Annotated in this window: 15 protein-coding genes; 4 read left to right on the forward strand and 11 right to left on the reverse strand. The window is 64.5% G+C overall.

Going from position 1 to position 16268, the window contains the following annotated elements; all coding sequences use genetic code 11:
* Position 1: 1 nt before the first annotated feature.
* The 3 genes from nuoL (at position 2) to nuoN (ending at position 4937) form a co-directional block, all read left to right on the forward strand.
* Positions 2–1855, forward strand: a complete 1854-nt coding sequence (nuoL, locus tag KG088_RS13580; RefSeq protein ID WP_213826174.1) for an NADH-quinone oxidoreductase subunit L — start codon at positions 2–4, stop codon at positions 1853–1855.
* A gap of 86 nt (positions 1856–1941) precedes the next feature.
* On the forward strand, positions 1942–3501 hold the full coding sequence (nuoM, locus tag KG088_RS13585; RefSeq protein ID WP_213826176.1) for an NADH-quinone oxidoreductase subunit M: 1560 nt from the start codon (positions 1942–1944) through the stop codon (positions 3499–3501).
* Positions 3501–4937, forward strand: coding sequence for an NADH-quinone oxidoreductase subunit NuoN (gene nuoN / locus KG088_RS13590; protein WP_213826177.1), 1437 nt, complete (start codon positions 3501–3503; stop codon positions 4935–4937). The genes nuoM and nuoN overlap by 1 nt, the downstream gene beginning before the upstream one ends.
* A gap of 164 nt (positions 4938–5101) precedes the next feature.
* Here the strand turns inward: nuoN and KG088_RS13595 are convergent, their stop codons facing one another.
* The 6 genes from KG088_RS13595 to KG088_RS13620 all read right to left on the reverse strand — a co-directional run bounded on the left by KG088_RS13595 (position 5102) and on the right by KG088_RS13620 (position 10758).
* Complete coding sequence (locus tag KG088_RS13595) at positions 5102–6208, reverse strand: TRAP transporter substrate-binding protein (protein ID WP_213826179.1); 1107 nt, start codon at positions 6206–6208, stop codon at positions 5102–5104.
* A gap of 196 nt (positions 6209–6404) precedes the next feature.
* Positions 6405–7808 (reverse strand): TRAP transporter large permease, encoded by a 1404-nt coding sequence (locus KG088_RS13600; protein ID WP_213826181.1) that lies wholly within the window; start codon positions 7806–7808, stop codon positions 6405–6407.
* Positions 7808–8371 carry a TRAP transporter small permease subunit gene (locus KG088_RS13605; RefSeq protein WP_213826183.1) on the reverse strand — a complete coding sequence of 188 codons (564 nt, stop codon included), beginning with the start codon at positions 8369–8371 and terminating at the stop codon, positions 7808–7810. The genes KG088_RS13600 and KG088_RS13605 overlap by 1 nt, the downstream gene beginning before the upstream one ends.
* Positions 8372–8537: 166 nt before the next feature.
* Positions 8538–9344 carry an endonuclease/exonuclease/phosphatase family protein gene (locus tag KG088_RS13610; RefSeq protein ID WP_213826185.1) on the reverse strand — a complete coding sequence of 269 codons (807 nt, stop codon included), beginning with the start codon at positions 9342–9344 and terminating at the stop codon, positions 8538–8540.
* A gap of 1 nt (position 9345) precedes the next feature.
* Complete coding sequence (locus KG088_RS13615; protein WP_213826187.1) at positions 9346–9978, reverse strand: thiol:disulfide interchange protein DsbA/DsbL; 633 nt, start codon at positions 9976–9978, stop codon at positions 9346–9348.
* Positions 9979–10137: 159 nt separating this feature from the next.
* The gene (locus KG088_RS13620) at positions 10138–10758 is read right to left on the reverse strand and encodes a c-type cytochrome (protein WP_213826189.1); all 621 of its coding nucleotides are present in this window, start codon (positions 10756–10758) and stop codon (positions 10138–10140) included.
* A gap of 250 nt (positions 10759–11008) precedes the next feature.
* Here KG088_RS13620 and yihA point away from each other — a divergent pair, with 250 nt between their 5' ends.
* Positions 11009–11653, forward strand: a complete 645-nt coding sequence (gene yihA / locus KG088_RS13625) for a ribosome biogenesis GTP-binding protein YihA/YsxC (protein WP_213826191.1) — start codon at positions 11009–11011, stop codon at positions 11651–11653.
* Here yihA and KG088_RS13630 read toward each other — a convergent pair.
* The 5 genes from KG088_RS13630 to lysA are packed head-to-tail and all read right to left on the reverse strand — an operon-like array spanning position 11650 to position 16235.
* The gene (locus KG088_RS13630) at positions 11650–12390 is read right to left on the reverse strand and encodes an HAD family hydrolase (protein ID WP_213826193.1); all 741 of its coding nucleotides are present in this window, start codon (positions 12388–12390) and stop codon (positions 11650–11652) included. The two genes, yihA and KG088_RS13630, sit on opposite strands and share 4 nt — an antisense overlap.
* Positions 12387–13367, reverse strand: coding sequence for a tyrosine recombinase XerC (locus tag KG088_RS13635; RefSeq protein ID WP_213826195.1), 981 nt, complete (start codon positions 13365–13367; stop codon positions 12387–12389). The genes KG088_RS13630 and KG088_RS13635 overlap by 4 nt, the downstream gene beginning before the upstream one ends.
* Positions 13360–14079, reverse strand: coding sequence for a DUF484 family protein (locus KG088_RS13640; RefSeq protein ID WP_213826197.1), 720 nt, complete (start codon positions 14077–14079; stop codon positions 13360–13362). The genes KG088_RS13635 and KG088_RS13640 overlap by 8 nt, the downstream gene beginning before the upstream one ends.
* Before the next feature lie 39 nt (positions 14080–14118).
* Positions 14119–14952, reverse strand: a complete 834-nt coding sequence (gene dapF, locus KG088_RS13645) for a diaminopimelate epimerase (protein WP_213826198.1) — start codon at positions 14950–14952, stop codon at positions 14119–14121.
* Complete coding sequence (gene lysA, locus KG088_RS13650) at positions 14952–16235, reverse strand: diaminopimelate decarboxylase (RefSeq protein WP_213826200.1); 1284 nt, start codon at positions 16233–16235, stop codon at positions 14952–14954. Before lysA ends, dapF begins: the two co-directional genes overlap by 1 nt.
* Positions 16236–16268 lie beyond the last annotated feature (33 nt).

The raw sequence follows: 16268 nt of genomic DNA on the forward strand, positions 1-16268 counted from the left end.
GATGAGCTGGCTACTGCCGTTGACGTTTCTGCTGCCGCTTGGCGGCATGCTCGCCCTGGTGCTGTGGAGAGGCGACCCGGGCAGACGCCTTTGCGTCGCGATCGGTGTGGGCAGTGCCGGAGGGGCCGCGCTGGTTACGGCGTTCATTGTGACGCAGTTTCTCGCCACACCCGAACCCCACACGGTCACCTTGTGGACCTGGATCGCGGTGGGCAACTTCCGACCCACCATTGGCCTGGCGCTTGATGGTCTGTCGCTGACCCTGCTGGGTGTCATCACCGGTGTGGGGTTCCTGATCCACCTGTTCGCGGCCTGGTACATGCACGATGAGCCGGGCGTACGGCGCTTCTATGCCTACCTGAATCTCTTCGTCGCCAGCATGGTATTGCTGGTGTTGGGGGATAACCTGCTGTTGCTGTTCCTCGGCTGGGAGGGTGTCGGCCTGTGCAGCTACCTGTTGATCGGCCACTATCATCAGGTTGAGGCTAACGGTCGGGCCGCCTTCAAGGCCTTCATCGTCACACGCACCGGGGATGTCTTCCTGGCCATTGGCCTCTTCCTGCTGTTCCACCAGTTGGGCACCCTGAATATCGCCCTGGCCCTCGAGCGCGTCCCGGCGTTATGGGCCGAGGGCGATCCCATGGTCGAGCTGGCAGCGTTGCTGTTGCTGGCCGGGGCGCTGGGCAAGTCGGCGCAGCTGCCGCTGCATACCTGGCTGGCCGATGCCATGGCCGGCCCGACACCGGTCTCGGCGCTGATCCATGCAGCGACCATGGTCACCGCCGGTGTCTACCTGATCGCCCGGATGCACGAGGTTTTCTTGCTGGCCCCGGGTGTGCTCTACCTGACCGGTGTGATCGGGGCCCTGACGCTGCTCTCGGCCGGTTGCGCCGCCCTGGCGCAGACCGATATCAAGCGCGTCCTGGCCTATTCGACGATGAGCCAGATCGGCTACATGTTCCTCGCCCTGGGGGTCGGCGCCTTCGAGGCGGCGGTCGTGCATCTGATGACCCATGCGTTCTTCAAGGCGCTGCTGTTCCTGTCTGCCGGCGCGGTGATCGTCGGTTGCCACCACGAGCAGGACATGCGGCGGCTGGGCGGGCTGTGGCGGCGCCTGCCACTGGCCTATGCCGGCTTCATCGCCGGTGGCGCAGCCTTGGTGGCCTTGCCGCTGGTATCCGCCGGCTTCTACAGCAAGGACGAAATCCTGTGGCGGGCGCTGGTTTCCGGTCAGGTGGAACTGCTGGCGGCCGGGCTGCTCGGGACCTTTCTGACCTCGCTCTACACCCTGCGACTCATCGTGCATACCTTCCACGGGGAGCCGCGCAGCGAGAATGCCCGCCAGGCCCGTCCGGGGCATGGCTGGGCCCACGCCGTGCCGCTGATACTGCTGGTACTGCTGTCAACCTTCTTCGGGGCCTGGGTCGAGCCGCCCCTGGCGGGGGTGTTTCCCGAACCAGACGAAGGATCGTCGCTCGGGCATACGCTGCTCGAAGTCGGCGCCATCAGCATCGTCCTCTCGGGCTTGGCCCTGGGGGGCTGGCTCCTGTGGCGCCGGGGCAACTGGCTCGAGGGCCCCTCGGCGCAAGGCCCTGGCGCGGCCCTGTGGCGGCTCTGGTACCACGACTGGGGAAGCGATGCCCTATATGACCGGCTGCTGGTGCAGCCCTATCGCCAGCTGGTGGGGTGGCTGCGCGATGATGCCATCGATTCGCTCGTCACGGGTGTCGCGCGACTGGCCTGGTGGTCGCATCTTGGTCTGGCTCGGACCCAGACGGGCCAGCTGCGTCTGTACCTGGTCATCCTGTCGCTGGGCGTCGTGCTGATACTGCTGGTGCTGGCTGTCGGCGTGTGAAGCGCGATGCGTGAAGGGCGGGAGGCGCGAATGCGAGAGAGCGACATCGACATGACAAGAGGCCCATTACCGGGAGTGCAAGCTTCATGATGCTGGTCTGGCTGATCCTGATCCCGTTCCTCGGCGGACTGCTCGCCTGGCGTGGGGAGACCTGGAGCGACAGTGCCCCGCGCTGGACGGCGCTGGCCAGCATGTTGCTGGTATTGCTGGTCTGTCTGGGCCTGTGGTGGGTCGGCGATTACCGGCCGCTGGTTGCTGACGAGGCGGCGGCCCCACGCTGGGCGATGGAGTGGCGTCTCGCCTGGATTCCGCGCTTCGGGATCGAGTTTCACCTGGCGCTTGACGGCTTGTCGCTGGTACTGGTTGCGCTGACCGGCCTGCTCGGGGTGCTCGCGGTGCTCTGCTCGTGGCGGGAGATTGACCACGGGGTGGGCTTCTTCCATCTCAACTTGTTGTGGATCCTGGCTGGTGTGATCGGGGTCTTCCTGGCCATCGATCTGTTCCTGTTCTTCCTGTTCTGGGAAGTCATGCTGGTCCCGATGTTTTTCCTGATCGCGCTGTGGGGCCACAGCGGCCCAGCCGGGAGGACGCGCATCCGGGCGGCGACCAAGTTCTTTCTCTATACCCAGGCCAGCGGCCTGTTGATGCTGGTGGCGATCCTCGGCCTGGTCTTCGCGCACCATGCCTCTGGCGGTGTTTATTCCTTTGATTATGCGGTGCTGCGCGAGACGCCGCTTTCAGACACTACGGCGATGTGGCTCATGCTGGGCTTCTTCATTGCCTTCGCCGTCAAGCTGCCGGTGGTTCCCCTGCATGGCTGGCTTCCCGATGCCCATGCGCAGGCACCCACGGCGGGCAGTGTGCTGCTGGCCGGTATCCTGCTCAAGACTTCCGCCTACGGACTGCTGCGTTTCGCTCTGCCGCTGTTTCCCGAGGCCTCCCAGGCACTCGCGCCGGTGGCCATGGGGTTGGGACTGCTGGGTATCTTCTACGGTGCCCTGTTGGCCTGCGGCCAGCAGGACATCAAGCGATTGATCGCCTACACCAGCATTTCGCACATGGGCTTCGTGCTGGTGGGGGTCTATGCCGGCACCGAACTGGCGTTGCAGGGGGTAGTCATGCTGCTCGTGGCGCATGCCCTGTCCAGTGCCGGCCTCTTTCTCCTCAGCGGTCAGCTCTTTGAGCGTCTACATACCCGTGACATGCGCGAAATGGGCGGGCTCTGGGACCGGCTTCCGGTCATACCCGCCTTCACCCTCTGCTTTGTTGTTGCCTCACTTGGGATGCCGGGAACGGCGAACTTCGTCGGTGAGTTCATGATCCTGTTCGGCAGTTTCCCGGCGGTGCCGTGGATCGTCGCCATCGCTACCGTGGGTATGTTGCTGGCGGCCATCTATTCCTTGCTGCTGATGCAGCGGGTACATTTCGGGCGCGCTCGGGAGGAGGGACGGCTCGCCGGCCCCGACCGACGTGAAACTGCCATGATGCTGGGCTTGCTGCTGTTAGTGCTATGGCTGGGGCTCTATCCCCAGCCATTGCTGGACACCTCCGCTGACACCGTGGCGGATATCGAGCGGCTATTCGGTGAAACCGATACGGGCCGTGACGACTCGTCGAGGGCACAAGCTCCGGTGGAGGGCCGCTGATGTTGACCGCAACGCACCTGTTGGCCCTTATGCCGGTGATCCTGGTCGCCGCCACGGTTCTGGTGGTGATGCTGGGCATCGCCTGGCGGCGGCGGCATACACCCGCGGCGCTGGTTACCGCGGCGGGCCTCGGGCTGTCGCTGTTGGCGTTGCTGCTTGTCTCGCCGATGGCGCCGATCGAGACGCCGCTGATGGTCATCGATGGCCTGGCGCTATTCGCGATGACCTGGATCCTGCTCGCTGCACTGGCCAGCATCGGCTTGGCGCATGCCTACCTTGGCGGTTTTGCCGGTCCACGCGAAGAATTCTACCTGCTGCTGCTGAGTGCCACGACGGGGGCCATGGTGCTGGTGGCCAGCCGCCACCTGGCGACCCTCTTCCTCGGCCTGGAACTGCTATCGATGCCGCTCTACGGCATGCTTGCCTATGCATTCCACGAGCGACGCTCCCTGGAGGCGGGCATCAAGTATCTGGTGCTGTCGGCGGCGGGAACGGCCTTCCTGCTGTTCGGCATGGCCCTGCTGTATGCCCAGAGCGGGCGACTCGACCTGGCGGGACTCGCCGCATCACTCGTCGAGCCGGGCGTCTGGGCGCTGTCCGGCGCCGCCCTGATGCTGGTCGGCCTGGGCTTCAAGTTGTCCATCGTGCCCTTCCATCTCTGGACCCCGGATGTCTACGAAGGGGGGCCGGCCCCTGCGGTGATGTTTCTGGCCTCGGTCAGCAAGCTGGCGGTATTCGTCGTCCTGCTGCGACTGGTACTGGCCGTGCCGGCATTCCAGGGGTTGGAGGGCGTGATGGGTGCGCTGGCGTTGATCAGCATGCTGGTGGGTAACCTGCTGGCGCTGGCCCAGTCGAACCTCAAGCGCCTGCTCGCCTATTCGTCGATCGCCCATTTCGGCTATCTGCTGGTGGCGCTGGCGGTGGTCAATGGCGCGACTCTCGAGACCGGAATGGTCTATCTGGTTACCTATCTGGTGGCGACCCTTGGGGCTTTAGGCGTGATCACCCTGATGTCCACTCCCTGGCGGGGAGAAGAGGCGACGGCCCTCCATGAGTATCGTGGCCTCTTCTGGCGGCGTCCCTTCCTGGCAGGTGTGCTCACCGTCTGCCTGCTGTCGCTGGCCGGCATCCCCCCGACGATCGGGTTTATCGGCAAGTTCTACATCATCGCGCTGGGTGTCGAGGCCGAGCGCTGGTGGCTGGTAGCGGGTATCGTCCTGGGCAGTGCCATCGGACTCTATTACTACCTGCGCGTGCTGGTCACGCTATATCTGCCTGGGCCGCGCATGCCAAGATTCGATGCACCTGAAGACTGGCATCGCCGTGCCGGCGGCCTGGTGGTGGTCGGCCTGGCGCTGCTGGTGCTGTTGCTGGGGGTGTATCCCATCCCTCTCATTGAATCTCTGGAATGGGTCATGGCGATGAAGCGCGCTTGAAAGCACGCGTTCCTGTGGCTGAAACAAGTATCGGAGACCTGGCGAGCGTCGCATCGGACATCCTGTGTTGGCTGGCGATGGTGTGCCGCTGAATGAAGCCATACAACGCGAAGGGCCACCCGAAGGTGGCCCTTTTCTCTAGCGTACGTCGTGCCGCCACTCACTCAGTTGCTGGTGGCTTCGTCGGGATTGCGGGCGTTGTAGTAGGCCTGCTCCGAGATGGTGTGGTAATTGACGACCTTGTCCTGGAAGGTGCGATAGGACTCGTGGATGCGACCGGCCAGTTCGCTGGACTCGGCAAGCTCGGCCACCACGTCGGCGGAATGCTCCTGGGCCTGGGCCAGGACGTCGTCAGGCAGGCGGCGCAGTTCCACGTCGTGCTCGTCGACCAGCGTTTGCAGCGCGTCATTGTTGCGAGCGGTGTACTCGTCGAGGACGTCGGCGTTGATGTCGCGCACGGCTGTCTTCAGGATCGCCTGTAGATCCGCTGGCAATGACGCCATGGCCTCCTCGTTGATGATCGCCTCGAACATCACGGTCGGCTCGTGCCAGCCGGGATAATAGTAATAGTCGGCGGCCTGGTGCAGGCCGAAGGCCAGATCGTTGTAGGGCCCGATCCACTCGGTGGCATCGATGGCACCCGATTGCAGCGAGGTGAAGATCTCACCGCCCGGCATGTTGACGATCGCCACGCCCATGCGGTCCATCACCTCGCCGCCGAGGCCCGGCATGCGCATCTTGAGGCCATCCAGGTCATCGACCGAGTTGATTTCCTTGTTGTACCAGCCGCCCATCTGCACGCCGGAGGCGCCAGCGACCAGCACGTCGACACCGAAGTCGTCATAGAGCTCGTTCCAGAGTTCCATGCCGCCACCGTAGTGTAGCCAGGCGTTCATTTCCTGAGCGTTCATGCCGAAGGGGACGGCGGCGAAGAACTGCGCGGCCGGCGCCTTGCCCTTCCAGTAGTAGGAGGCGGAGTGGCCGAGCTCGGCCGTGCCCTCGGCAACGGCGTCAAACACCTCGAAGCCCGGCACCAGCTGGCCGGCACCGAAGACCTCGATGGTCAGGCGGCCATCGGACATCTCATCGACGAGTTGGGAGAGGCGCTCCGGCCCTTGGCCGACGCCCGGAAAGTTCTTCGGCCAGGAAGTGACCATCTTCCATTCGAAGGTCTCTTGGGCCTGGGCAGTGTTGTCGACGCTTGAGACGAGCAGCAGGCCGGCGGAGGCGCCGGTCATGGCCACGGCAATGGCGAGTGATCTGAGTTTCATGGAATTCCCTCTGGGTATGGGGTGTTGTTATGAGCGCCCCGATCGGGGCGGGCTGGCGAGTGGAAGCGACCAGGGCCGCCTGAGCAGCACCGCCAGCGGTGCCGAGAACGCCAGTTGCTCCTCTGTGCCACGCTTTCTCTTGCCACATTAGCGTTGCTGGCGGTAGGCAGCCAGCGACTGATCTCACGCATGCCGTTCAGAACTGCGTCGGAAGCCAGGTGGCAAGCCCCGGAAACCAGGCAAGCGCGAGCAACATGCACAACTGCAAGATGATGAAGGGCACGACCCCCTTGTAGATCGCCGAGGTGGGCACCGACTCCGGCGCCACGCCGCGCAGGTAGAAGAGTGCGAAGCCGAAGGGCGGGGTCAGAAACGATGTCTGCAGATTGATGGCGATCATGATGCCCAGCCAGATCGGATCCAGCCCCATGGCCAGCAGGATCGGGCCGACGATGGGCACGACCACGAAGGTGATTTCGATGAAATCGAGAATGAAGCCGAGCAGGAAGATCACCAGCATCACGATCAGCGTGGCGCCCACGACGCCGCCGGGCATGCCCTCGAAGAGCTCGGTGACCAATTCCTCGCCACCGTAGGCGCGGAACACCAGTGAGAACAACGCCGCCCCGATCAGGATCAGGAACACCATGGTGGTCACGTGAACCGTCGATTGCAGGACCTCCTTGAGCGTGGCGAGGTTCAGGCGGCGATAGGCGAGTGACAGGATAAAGGCGCCAAAGGCACCGACACCCGCCGCCTCAGTGGGGGTGGCGAAGCCGCCGAGAATCGAGCCGAGCACGATTACGATCAGCACGATGGGCGGGACCAGCCCCTTGAGCAACAAGAGCCCCAGGCCGCCTTGATGACCCAGCTCGTCCATCAGTTCCTGACGATCGGCGGCGGGTGCCGAGGCCGGACGAAGCCAGGCCACCAGGGCGACATAGGCGATATAGAACGCCACCAGGATCAGGCCGGGGACCAGGGCGCCCATGAACAGGTCACCCACCGATACCGTCTTGGGGCTGAAGATGCCCATGGAGAGCTGGGCCTGCTGATAGGCGGAGGACAGCACGTCACCCAGTAGCACCAGGGCGATGGAAGGCGGAATGATCTGACCCAGGGTGCCGGTGGCACAGATCGTGCCGGTGGCCAGGGGCATGCTGTAGCCGCGCTTGAGCATGGTGGGCAGCGACATCAGGCCCATGGTAACCACGGTGGCGCCGACGATGCCGGTAGAGGCGGCCAGCAGCATGCCCACGAGGGTGACCGAAATGCCCAGACCCCCGCGCAGCGAACCGAACAGCAGCGCCATGGCATCGAGCAGATTTTCGGCGACCTTGGACTTTTCCAGCAGCACGCCCATCAGGACGAAGAGCGGCACCGCCAGCAGCGTCTGGTTGGTCATGATGCCATAGAGGCGGTTGGGGAAGGCGCCGAGATACCCGCCATCGAAATTGGCATCGATGCCCAGAGACTCGAGACCCAGACCCAGACCGGCAAAGGCCAGCGCGGTGCCGGCCAGCGACAGGGCAACCGGATAGCCGAACATCAATACGATACAGATGACGGCGAAGAGCACCAGTGGCATGAGCTCCAGCATCAGAGGCGCTCCTCGAGGTGGGGGTCGTCGTCATCCGCGGGTGGCGAGATGCGCCCGGTGAGGATCATGAATTTTCGGGTGGCCTCCACCAGGCCCTGCAGGATCATCAAGCCACCAAATAGAGGAATCAGCGTCTTGAGCAGGAAGACCGCCTGGATGCCGCCGGTGTCTGGCGAGCCCTCGAAGATTCGCCAGGACTTGCCCACGTACCCAAGGCTGGTGAGGATCACGAAGATCATCACCGGCAGCAAGAGGAAGATGGTGCCGAGCAGGTCGACCAGCGCCTTGCGGCGCGGCGACATGGCGCGATAGAAGATGTCTACCCGCACATGACCGTCGTGCTTGAGGGTCCAGGCGGCGGCGAGCATGAAGACCACCGCATGCATGTACATCACCGATTCCTGCATGGGGATGCTGTTGAAGCTGAACACATAGCGCAGCACCACGATCAGGAACTGGATCAGCATCATCGCCAGCACCAGCCAGGAGAGGCTTTTGCCGAGCCGTTCCGAAGCGCTGTCGAGCCAGGCGATCAAACCCGGCAGCTCGCGAGAGTCGGCCATGGAGGGGGTCTCGTTGTGGGTGTCCGGTCGATAAGGGCCGCCATGGTGGCATATCCACATGCGGGAGGCGGGTCGGCCTGTTTAACGTTGTCTACACGATAGTACCGCCGATGCGCTGGGACGGTAGGACCATGGTGCATGATGATGCAAAAAAGTCAGGACGGCGTCATGCAAGACAGGCGGCCAGGCACGCCTCGGGGAGCCGCACGTCCACGGCGATCGGCAGATGATCGGAGAAGAGGTGATCGAGGACGCGTACCTCGTCGGCTTCCAGCGAATCGGAGAGCAGGATGTGATCCAGAGCCCGACTGGGTTGCCAGGAGGGATAGCTGAGCATCTGGCGGACCGGGTGCAGTGGCAGAGAAGCACAGAAGCGATCATGGCCGTGGAGTTGTTCGGGTGTGCAGTTCAGATCCCCCATCACCACCACATGGCGCAGGGGTTGAATGATCTCACTGAGATAATTGAGCTGGCGCACGCGACCGCGATGGCTGAGCGCCAGATGGGCCACGAAGAGGTGCAGGGCATCGGGGCCTTCGCCGAAGCGAGCGTGAATGGCGCCACGGCCGGGCAGGGTGCCCGGCAGTCGGTGCTCAATGATATGCGCCGGCGCGAGTCGCGACAACAGGCCGTTGCTGTGCTGGGCGATACGCCCCAGATTGCGATTCAGCTGTTGGAAATGATGAGGAAAGCCGGCACGGGTGGCCAGGTATTCGACCTGGTTGACGTGCCCCGAACGGAAACTGCCTCCATCGACCTCCTGCAGGCCGACGATGTCGAAGCGACCCATCACTTCGCCCATCAGGTCCAGGCGGCGCTGCCGCTTGGGATGCGGCAGCAGATGTTGCCAACTGCGCGTCAGGTAATGGTGATACGCCGAGGTCTGGATACCTACCTGAAGATTGAAAGTGAGCAACTTCAGGTGGCCGTCCTTGAGCACAGGAGTCCGAGCGTTGGCCAGACGGTGTGCCATCTCAGTCAGCTCGCTCCTCGCGGACCTGCTCCACTAGGGCGCCAGCAATCTGCGGCATGTTGTCGAGGCTACCTGCCTGCCCCGGCGTGACGACGTAGCGACCATCGATGATGAGCGCCGGCACGCCCCTGAGCTGCATGGCGCGCATGCGGGAATGGGCCTGATTGACCTGGCTCTTGACGCCGAAAGAGCTCAAGGCTTCCTGGGCCTCTTCCTCGCTGACGCCGTAATCACTGAAGAAAGCCGCGATGTCGTCGGCGTCGGTGAGACTTTCTCCTTCCTCGTGGATGGCATGAAAGAAGTCCTCATGGACGGCATCGAGGATGTCGAGTTCCTGCGCCGCGTAGAACGCCAGGGCATGCTGGTTCCAGTCACCGCCCATGGTGGCGGGCATGCGTTGGAAGGCCACATCCTCGGGTTGCTCAGCGACCCAGGCGTTGAGGGGATCTTCCAGGTTGTAGCAGTGTGGGCAGCCATACCAGAAAGCCTCGGTCACTTCGATGCGATCATCCCCGACGCGAGTTTCCACCGGCTCATCGAGGACCGTGTAATGTTCGCCTTCGACCGGCGTAGAAGCAAAGGCAGGCGTCGACAGACCCAGGCCAGCGATGGCGACCAATAAAGACTTGATCATCGTTTTATTTCTCCTCGGAGGAACGTGAAAAATAGCAGAGCAGGAAACTCGCTGGCTTGGAACCCCCGGCGCGCCAGGGGTTCCCCGCGCGGCCCGGAAACGACAAGGGCGGCCGTCGGGCCACCCTTATGGCGGGCATTGCGATAACCGGCGTCGGCGTCAGTGGAGGCCGAGCACATAGTTGGCGACAGCCTCCATGTCTTCATCGCTCATCTTGGACGCGATATCGCCCATCATGTTGGCCGGATCATTGTTCCGTTCGCCGGCGGCGAACGCCTGCAGCGTGGAGAGGGTATAGTCGTCGACCTGGCCAGACAGCGCCGGGTAGACAGCGGAACCGATGCCGACACCCGTCGGGGTGTGGCAGGCGGCACAGGCCGGAATACCCTTGGACGCATCGCCGGCTCGGTAGAGCTCGCGGCCGCGCTCGACGAGCATCTCGTCGGAGTCGGCCTGGCCCAGATTGGCGTCTTGATCGGCGTAGTAGGCGGCCACGTCCCAGGCATCCTGATCGGAGAAGTCGTCCACGAGGCCGGCCATCTGCGCCACGACGCGTTCGCCGTCACGAATGTCCATGATCTGCTTGGCCAGGTAGGAGGCCTGCTGGCCGGCCAGGTGAGGGAAGGCCGGTGATGGGCTGATGCCTTCCTGACCGTGACAGGCGACACAGGTCTGTGCTTTCTCGCTGCCGGCCGCGGCATCCGCGTCGGCGGCTAAATCCGCGTGGGCGGCGCCAACGGCGCCCATGGTGATTGCCAGGCTTGCCAGTAACTTTCTCATCGCTGATCCACTATGCCGTTATGTTATTGACCGGTATCTACCCTGAGTGCCGCCCACCTTGCGAAGTCAGGCCAAGCCGGGCGTGTCTGCTGCCTTGATGGTGCGATGGTTCGCGGTCATCGAAGACGCGGTGATACACTAGTGTGTCCCGGGTCGCAGACAGAAGATAGTGCAGTATAACGAATCACCCCGGCCGCGGGAATGCAAGCTGCGGCCCTGCCACCCCCGACCATCGTCAGGACCCGCCCGCATGCCGTCACATAGCCATTCGCTCAACGCGTCACTCAACTACCAGACCGCGAGTTTTCTCACCAGTGCCCCGACCCTTGCCGGCTGCCCGCCCGACGAAGGTGCCGAGGTGGCATTCGCCGGGCGTTCCAATGCCGGTAAGTCCAGTGCTATCAACACCTTGACCCACCAGAGAGCCTTGGCGCGGATCTCCAAGACGCCGGGGCGTACCCAGCTGATCAACTTCTTTACGCTGGAGAATGCCAGCGATCGGCGCCTGGTCGACCTGCCCGGTTACGGTTATGCCAAGGTGCCCGAGTCGGTCAAGCTGGAGTGGCAGCGCCATCTTTCCGAATACCTGCAGCGGCGAAACTCCTTGCGTGGCCTGGTACTGGTAATGGACGTGCGCCATCCGCTGACGGAGTTCGACCAGACTCTGCTTGGCTGGGCCGACGACAAGAGCATGCCGGTGCACATCCTGCTGACCAAGGCCGACAAGCTGAAGAGCGGCGCGGCCAAGAGTGCGCTGCAGCAGGTGCGTAGCCGTCTGCGCGAATGGGACGATCTGGTGTCGATTCAGCTGTTTTCCGCGCTGAAGAAACAGGGCATCGAGGAGGCACATGCGCGCCTGAACCAGTGGCTGCTCGGCGAGGCCGTCGAAAGCTAGCGTTTTTCCAGCCAGGCCAGCAGCTCGGGCAGCTCCCTGACATGCGATAGCCGGTGAATGCCCGTCGGCAGGCCGGTATCGGCACTGGCGATCCAGGCCACCGGCATGCCCAGCCGCCACGCCGGCAGGGCATCCTCCTGCCACGAATCCCCTACGTGCAAGGTCTCTGAGGGCTGCGTCTCCAGCCGCGACAGTGCGGTCAGGAAAGGGCGCGGGTCGGGTTTGGGCGTGCAGAGCTCGCCTGCCGCGATGGCGATTGGAAAGTGGCGCTGCCAGCCCAGTCGGGCGATATCGACATTGCCGTTGGTTATGCTCGCCAGACGATAGCGCAGCGCCAGTGTCTCGAGCATGGCTTCCACCTCGGCGTGGGGCGTCACGTCGTGTCGAAGCTCCAGGAAGCGCTGCATGCCGAGGCCGGCCCAGCGCGCCGCGTCGTGCTCGGACAGGGCGTAGTCTCGCAGCAGCGAGGCGAGGGCGTGTTCGCGAAGCCAGGTAAAGTCACTGCGCCGCTCGGGATGCCGCTGAGCTAGTTTGAGCCGACGTTCCTGATAGGCCGCCAGAGGAAAGCGTTCGGCGAAGCGCTCGGTCGGTGTGTCGCCTGATTGTTCCAGCCAATCGGCAAGTGCCGCGTCGAGCCATACGTAGTGACCGGTTTCGGTGCGCTCCATCACGCCATGGTTGTCCCAAAGCGTATCGTCCAGATCGAAGGTAATGGCTCTCAGTTTGGCGGCTGTCATGGCAGGTCACCCGGGACGTGGGGGTCGTCGAAGGTATTCGCGGGTACTGACTTGTCCCATTGGCTCCCGCGTCGAAGGGCACGGGGATGCGCGGCATCGTAGCTGGCCGCCAGGTGTTGCCAGTCGAGGTGAGTGTAGACCTGGGTCGTCGCGAGATCGGCGTGGCCGAGCAGCTCCTGCACGGCGCGCAGATCCTGGCTCGATTCCAGCAGATGGCTGGCGAAGGAGTGGCGTAGCCGGTGAGGGTGCAGCGACTCGGCGAGCCCGCGACGTCGGGCGAGCTCATCGAGGCGTTTCTGGATGGCACGATGCCCCAGCCGAGCGCCCCGGAGCCCGACGAACAGTGCCGCCTCGTCGCTGCCGGTCAGCTGGCCGCGCACGGCGAGCCAGGCATCCAGCGCCTGTCGCGCCCGCCGCCCGACCGGCACCTGTCGAGGCTTGCCGCCCTTGCCGAGCACACGGACGCGCTGAGGCTGCAGATGGCCGAGGTCCAGCGCGGCCAGTTCGGCGAGGCGCAGCCCGCTGGAGTAGAACAACTCGAGCATCGCCTGGTCGCGCAGCGCCAGGGGTGAGCCGTCGTGGGGAGTGTCGAGAAAGCCCGCCAGCTGATCAACGTCCAGTGGCTTGGGAAGATGTTTGGGCTGGCGCGGCGCCTGTACCAGGGCCATGGGGTTATGGGCGAGCAGGCCGGCCTGGACAAGATGGGCGGCGAAGCGCGAGATCGCCGCGCGACGGCGGGCGAGACTGCGTGGTGCAAGTCCCCGGCTGCGCTCGGCGCCGAGAAAGCGGCGTAGCAGTCCGACATCGAGGCGCGTCCAGGTGTCGATCTCGCGCGCATCGAGGAACGCGGCCAAGGCGTCCAGGTCGCGTCGATATGCGCTCACCGTCGCCGGACTGGCGGTGCGTGCCAGGGCGTCCAGGAACGCCCGCAGCTCACTTTTCAGCGGCCCTCGAGGCGGTGGCGCATGATCATTCATGGGGATGGCGCGCCAGGCCGACCAATAAACGAGCCACCACGTCGCCGACATATTCCGTGAACAGCGTATCCATGCTGGCGCGAAAGTGGTCGGGGTCGTGACTCGCCAGCACCAGATAGCCCAAGGGTTCGCCATGCGTCAGCCGGGTCAGCACACAGGAGCCGGCCGTGCGCGGGGCCGGCGCGTGGGGCAGCAGTCGCTTCCAGTCGGTGGGCGTCAAGCGCGTGCAGCGGCTGACGCGGCTGTCGAGCAGTGCAGAGAGACGCTGGCCGGCATGGTCGTCGAGCACATGCCGGGGCGGCTGTGGCGGTCGTGGTTCCTCGTCGGTGAGGCTGGCCGGACACCAGAGAGCGATAGATGGCGTATTGAAGCGTTCGCTGAGTTGCGTGGCCAGCGCTTGTCCCAGGGCATCGTTGTTCTCCGCTTCGAGCAGCGCCAGCACCAGCTCGCGGGTACGCCGGTACTGGGTCTCGTTGTGACGCGCCGACTCCAGCAGCTGTTCGAGGCGCCATTCGGTCTGTTCGGCGCGCGAACGCAGGTCATGCACCAGGCGCTCGAGCAGTGAGGTCGTGCCATGGGCCTCCGGGTGCGGAATACGCAACTGCTGAAGCAGGCCTTCACGGCCGACGAAGAAATCGGGATGGCGAGCCAGCCATTGAGCCACTCGATCCGGGTCCAGCGTCTTGCGGGGTTCGGGGGCGGCGCGAGTCATGACGAACTCCTTTAAGGGTGGGGCGTCAGCCCGATACGATCAGGGCAGCGCGACGCGGCCATCGAAGACACGCACGGCCGGCCCTATCATGCTCAGGTGCGCATCGTCGCCGGCCCATTCGATCTGTAGGTCGCCGCCGGGAAGATGTACGGTGACCGGGCTTTCCAGCCGACCGCGACGGATGCCACTGGCCACGGCGGCGCAGGCGCCGGTACCGCAGGCCAGCGTCTCGCCGCTGCCGCGCTCATACACTCGCAAGCGAATCCCGTGGGGCGAGACGACCTGCATGAAGCCGACGTTGACGCGGTTCGCGAAACGCGGGTGCGCCTCGATGGCGGGCCCCAGGCGCTCGACCGGCGCGGTATCGACATTGTCGACCTCGAGCACCGCGTGGGGATTGCCCATGGATACGATCCCGACCTCGACTCGCTCATCGCCCACCTCGAGCGGATGCAGCAGGCAATCTTCAGCGGCATCGAAGGGCAGGGCATGCGGCGCAAAGCGCGGCGTGCCCATGTCGACCCGGACCCGATCGAGGTCTTCGATGACGAGAGTGAGCGGGCCGCCGGCGGTTTCCACCCGGATCTCGCGCTTATGGGTCAGCCGATGTTCGCGCACGAAGCGTGCGAAGCAGCGCGCGCCATTGCCGCAGTTTTCCACCTCACTGCCATCGGCATTGTAGATGCGATAGCGGAAGTCCATCTCCGGGTCACGGGGCGGCTCGACGATCAACAGCTGGTCGAAGCCGATGCCGAAACGGCGATCCGCCAGGTGGCGAATCTGCTCGTCGAACAGGTGGGCGCGCTGGGTGACCAGGTCGACCACCATGAAGTCGTTGCCGAGGCCATGCATCTTGGTGAAGTGCAGCAGCATCAGCTGGCCTCCCCGTCGGCGTCGTTCGGGAGCAGGGCTTCACCGGCCCAGAGGTCCTCGAGGCGCTCGCGCCGCCGCACCAGATGAGCCTGATCGCCCGCGACCATTACCTCGGCGGGTCGCGGCCGGCTATTGTAGTTCGACGCCATCACAAAGCCGTAGGCACCGGCGGAGCGTACCGCCAGCAGATCGCCCGCAGTGATCGCGAGTTCACGGTCCTTGCCGAGGAAGTCGCCGGTCTCGCAGACCGGGCCGACCACGTCGAAGGTGGCGGTATCGCGTACATGGCGGGTATCCACCGGCAAGATGGTCTGCCAGGCTTGATAGAGGGCAGGGCGGATCAGGTCATTCATGCCGGCATCGACGATGGCGAAGTGCTTGGTCTCGCCGGGCTTGAGGAACTCCACGCGCGTCAGCAGCACTCCGGCGTTGGCCGCAATCGACCGGCCCGGCTCGAACAGCAGGGTCAGGCGCTCGCTGCCCGGCCAATCGGCGAGACGCTCGAGCAGCGCGGTGACGTAGTCGAAGGGCTGCGGTGGGCGCTCATGGTGATAGGGCACCCCGAGCCCGCCGCCGAGGTCCAGATGCTCGATCTCGATGCCACGCTCACGCAGCCGCGCGAGCAGTGCCAGCAGGCGATCCAGCGCATCCAGGAAGGGCGAGAGCTCGGTGAGCTGCGAACCGATATGACAATCCAGGCCGACGATCGTCAGATTGGGCAGCGAAGCGGCCAGTTCGTAGACGGCCAGTGCCTCATCCACCGGAATGCCGAACTTGTTGTCCTTGAGTCCGGTGGAGATATAGGGGTGGGTGCCGGCGTCGACGTCCGGGTTGACCCGCAGCGAGACCGGTGCCACCTTGCCGAGCCGACGGGCCACGGCGTCGAGGCGCTCGAGCTCGGGGCGTGACTCGACGTTGAAGCACTTGATGCCCACCTCCAGGGCGCGGGCCATCTCGGCTTCCTGTTTGGCGACGCCGGAGAACACGACCTTGGCGGGGTCACCGCCGGCGGCCAGTACACGCTCGAGCTCGCCTACCGACACGATATCGAAACCCGCCCCCGACTGGGCCAACAGTCCCAGCACCGCCAGGTTGGAGTTGGCCTTCACCGCATAGCAGATCAGGTGCGGATGGCTTCCCAGCGCCTCGGTATAGGCGCGGAAGTGCCGGGCCAGAGTGGCCCTGGAGTAGACGTAGCAGGGTGTGCCGAACTCGTCGGCAATGCGCGTCAAGGGCACATCTTCCGCGTAGAGCACGCCGTCGCGATAGTCGAAATGATCCATGCCTAGGTCTCGTCGTCGCTGGCAGTGGCGTCG

This window comes from Halomonas jincaotanensis (assembly GCF_018448785.1).
Taxonomy (GTDB): domain Bacteria; phylum Pseudomonadota; class Gammaproteobacteria; order Pseudomonadales; family Halomonadaceae; genus Halomonas; species Halomonas jincaotanensis.

Excerpts from the sequence above, each read along its gene's own strand:
- KG088_RS13620 (WP_213826189.1), bottom strand. The coding sequence starts at position 10,758 with ATGAGAAAGTTACTGGCAAGCCTGGCAATCACCATGGGCGCCGTTGGC.
- dapF (WP_213826198.1), bottom strand. The coding sequence starts at position 14,952 with ATGCTGCTGCACTTCACCAAGATGCATGGCCTCGGCAACGACTTCATG.
- KG088_RS13595 (WP_213826179.1), bottom strand. The coding sequence starts at position 6,208 with ATGAAACTCAGATCACTCGCCATTGCCGTGGCCATGACCGGCGCCTCC.
- nuoM (WP_213826176.1), top strand. The coding sequence starts at position 1,942 with ATGATGCTGGTCTGGCTGATCCTGATCCCGTTCCTCGGCGGACTGCTC.
- KG088_RS13615 (WP_213826187.1), bottom strand. The coding sequence starts at position 9,978 with ATGATCAAGTCTTTATTGGTCGCCATCGCTGGCCTGGGTCTGTCGACG.
- lysA (WP_213826200.1), bottom strand. The coding sequence starts at position 16,235 with ATGGATCATTTCGACTATCGCGACGGCGTGCTCTACGCGGAAGATGTG.
- KG088_RS13600 (WP_213826181.1), bottom strand. The coding sequence starts at position 7,808 with ATGCTGGAGCTCATGCCACTGGTGCTCTTCGCCGTCATCTGTATCGTA.
- KG088_RS13605 (WP_213826183.1), bottom strand. The coding sequence starts at position 8,371 with ATGGCCGACTCTCGCGAGCTGCCGGGTTTGATCGCCTGGCTCGACAGC.
- KG088_RS13640 (WP_213826197.1), bottom strand. The coding sequence starts at position 14,079 with ATGACTCGCGCCGCCCCCGAACCCCGCAAGACGCTGGACCCGGATCGA.
- KG088_RS13635 (WP_213826195.1), bottom strand. The coding sequence starts at position 13,367 with ATGAATGATCATGCGCCACCGCCTCGAGGGCCGCTGAAAAGTGAGCTG.
- yihA (WP_213826191.1), top strand. The coding sequence starts at position 11,009 with ATGCCGTCACATAGCCATTCGCTCAACGCGTCACTCAACTACCAGACC.
- KG088_RS13610 (WP_213826185.1), bottom strand. The coding sequence starts at position 9,344 with ATGGCACACCGTCTGGCCAACGCTCGGACTCCTGTGCTCAAGGACGGC.
- nuoL (WP_213826174.1), top strand. The coding sequence starts at position 2 with ATGAGCTGGCTACTGCCGTTGACGTTTCTGCTGCCGCTTGGCGGCATG.
- nuoN (WP_213826177.1), top strand. The coding sequence starts at position 3,501 with ATGTTGACCGCAACGCACCTGTTGGCCCTTATGCCGGTGATCCTGGTC.
- KG088_RS13630 (WP_213826193.1), bottom strand. The coding sequence starts at position 12,390 with ATGACAGCCGCCAAACTGAGAGCCATTACCTTCGATCTGGACGATACG.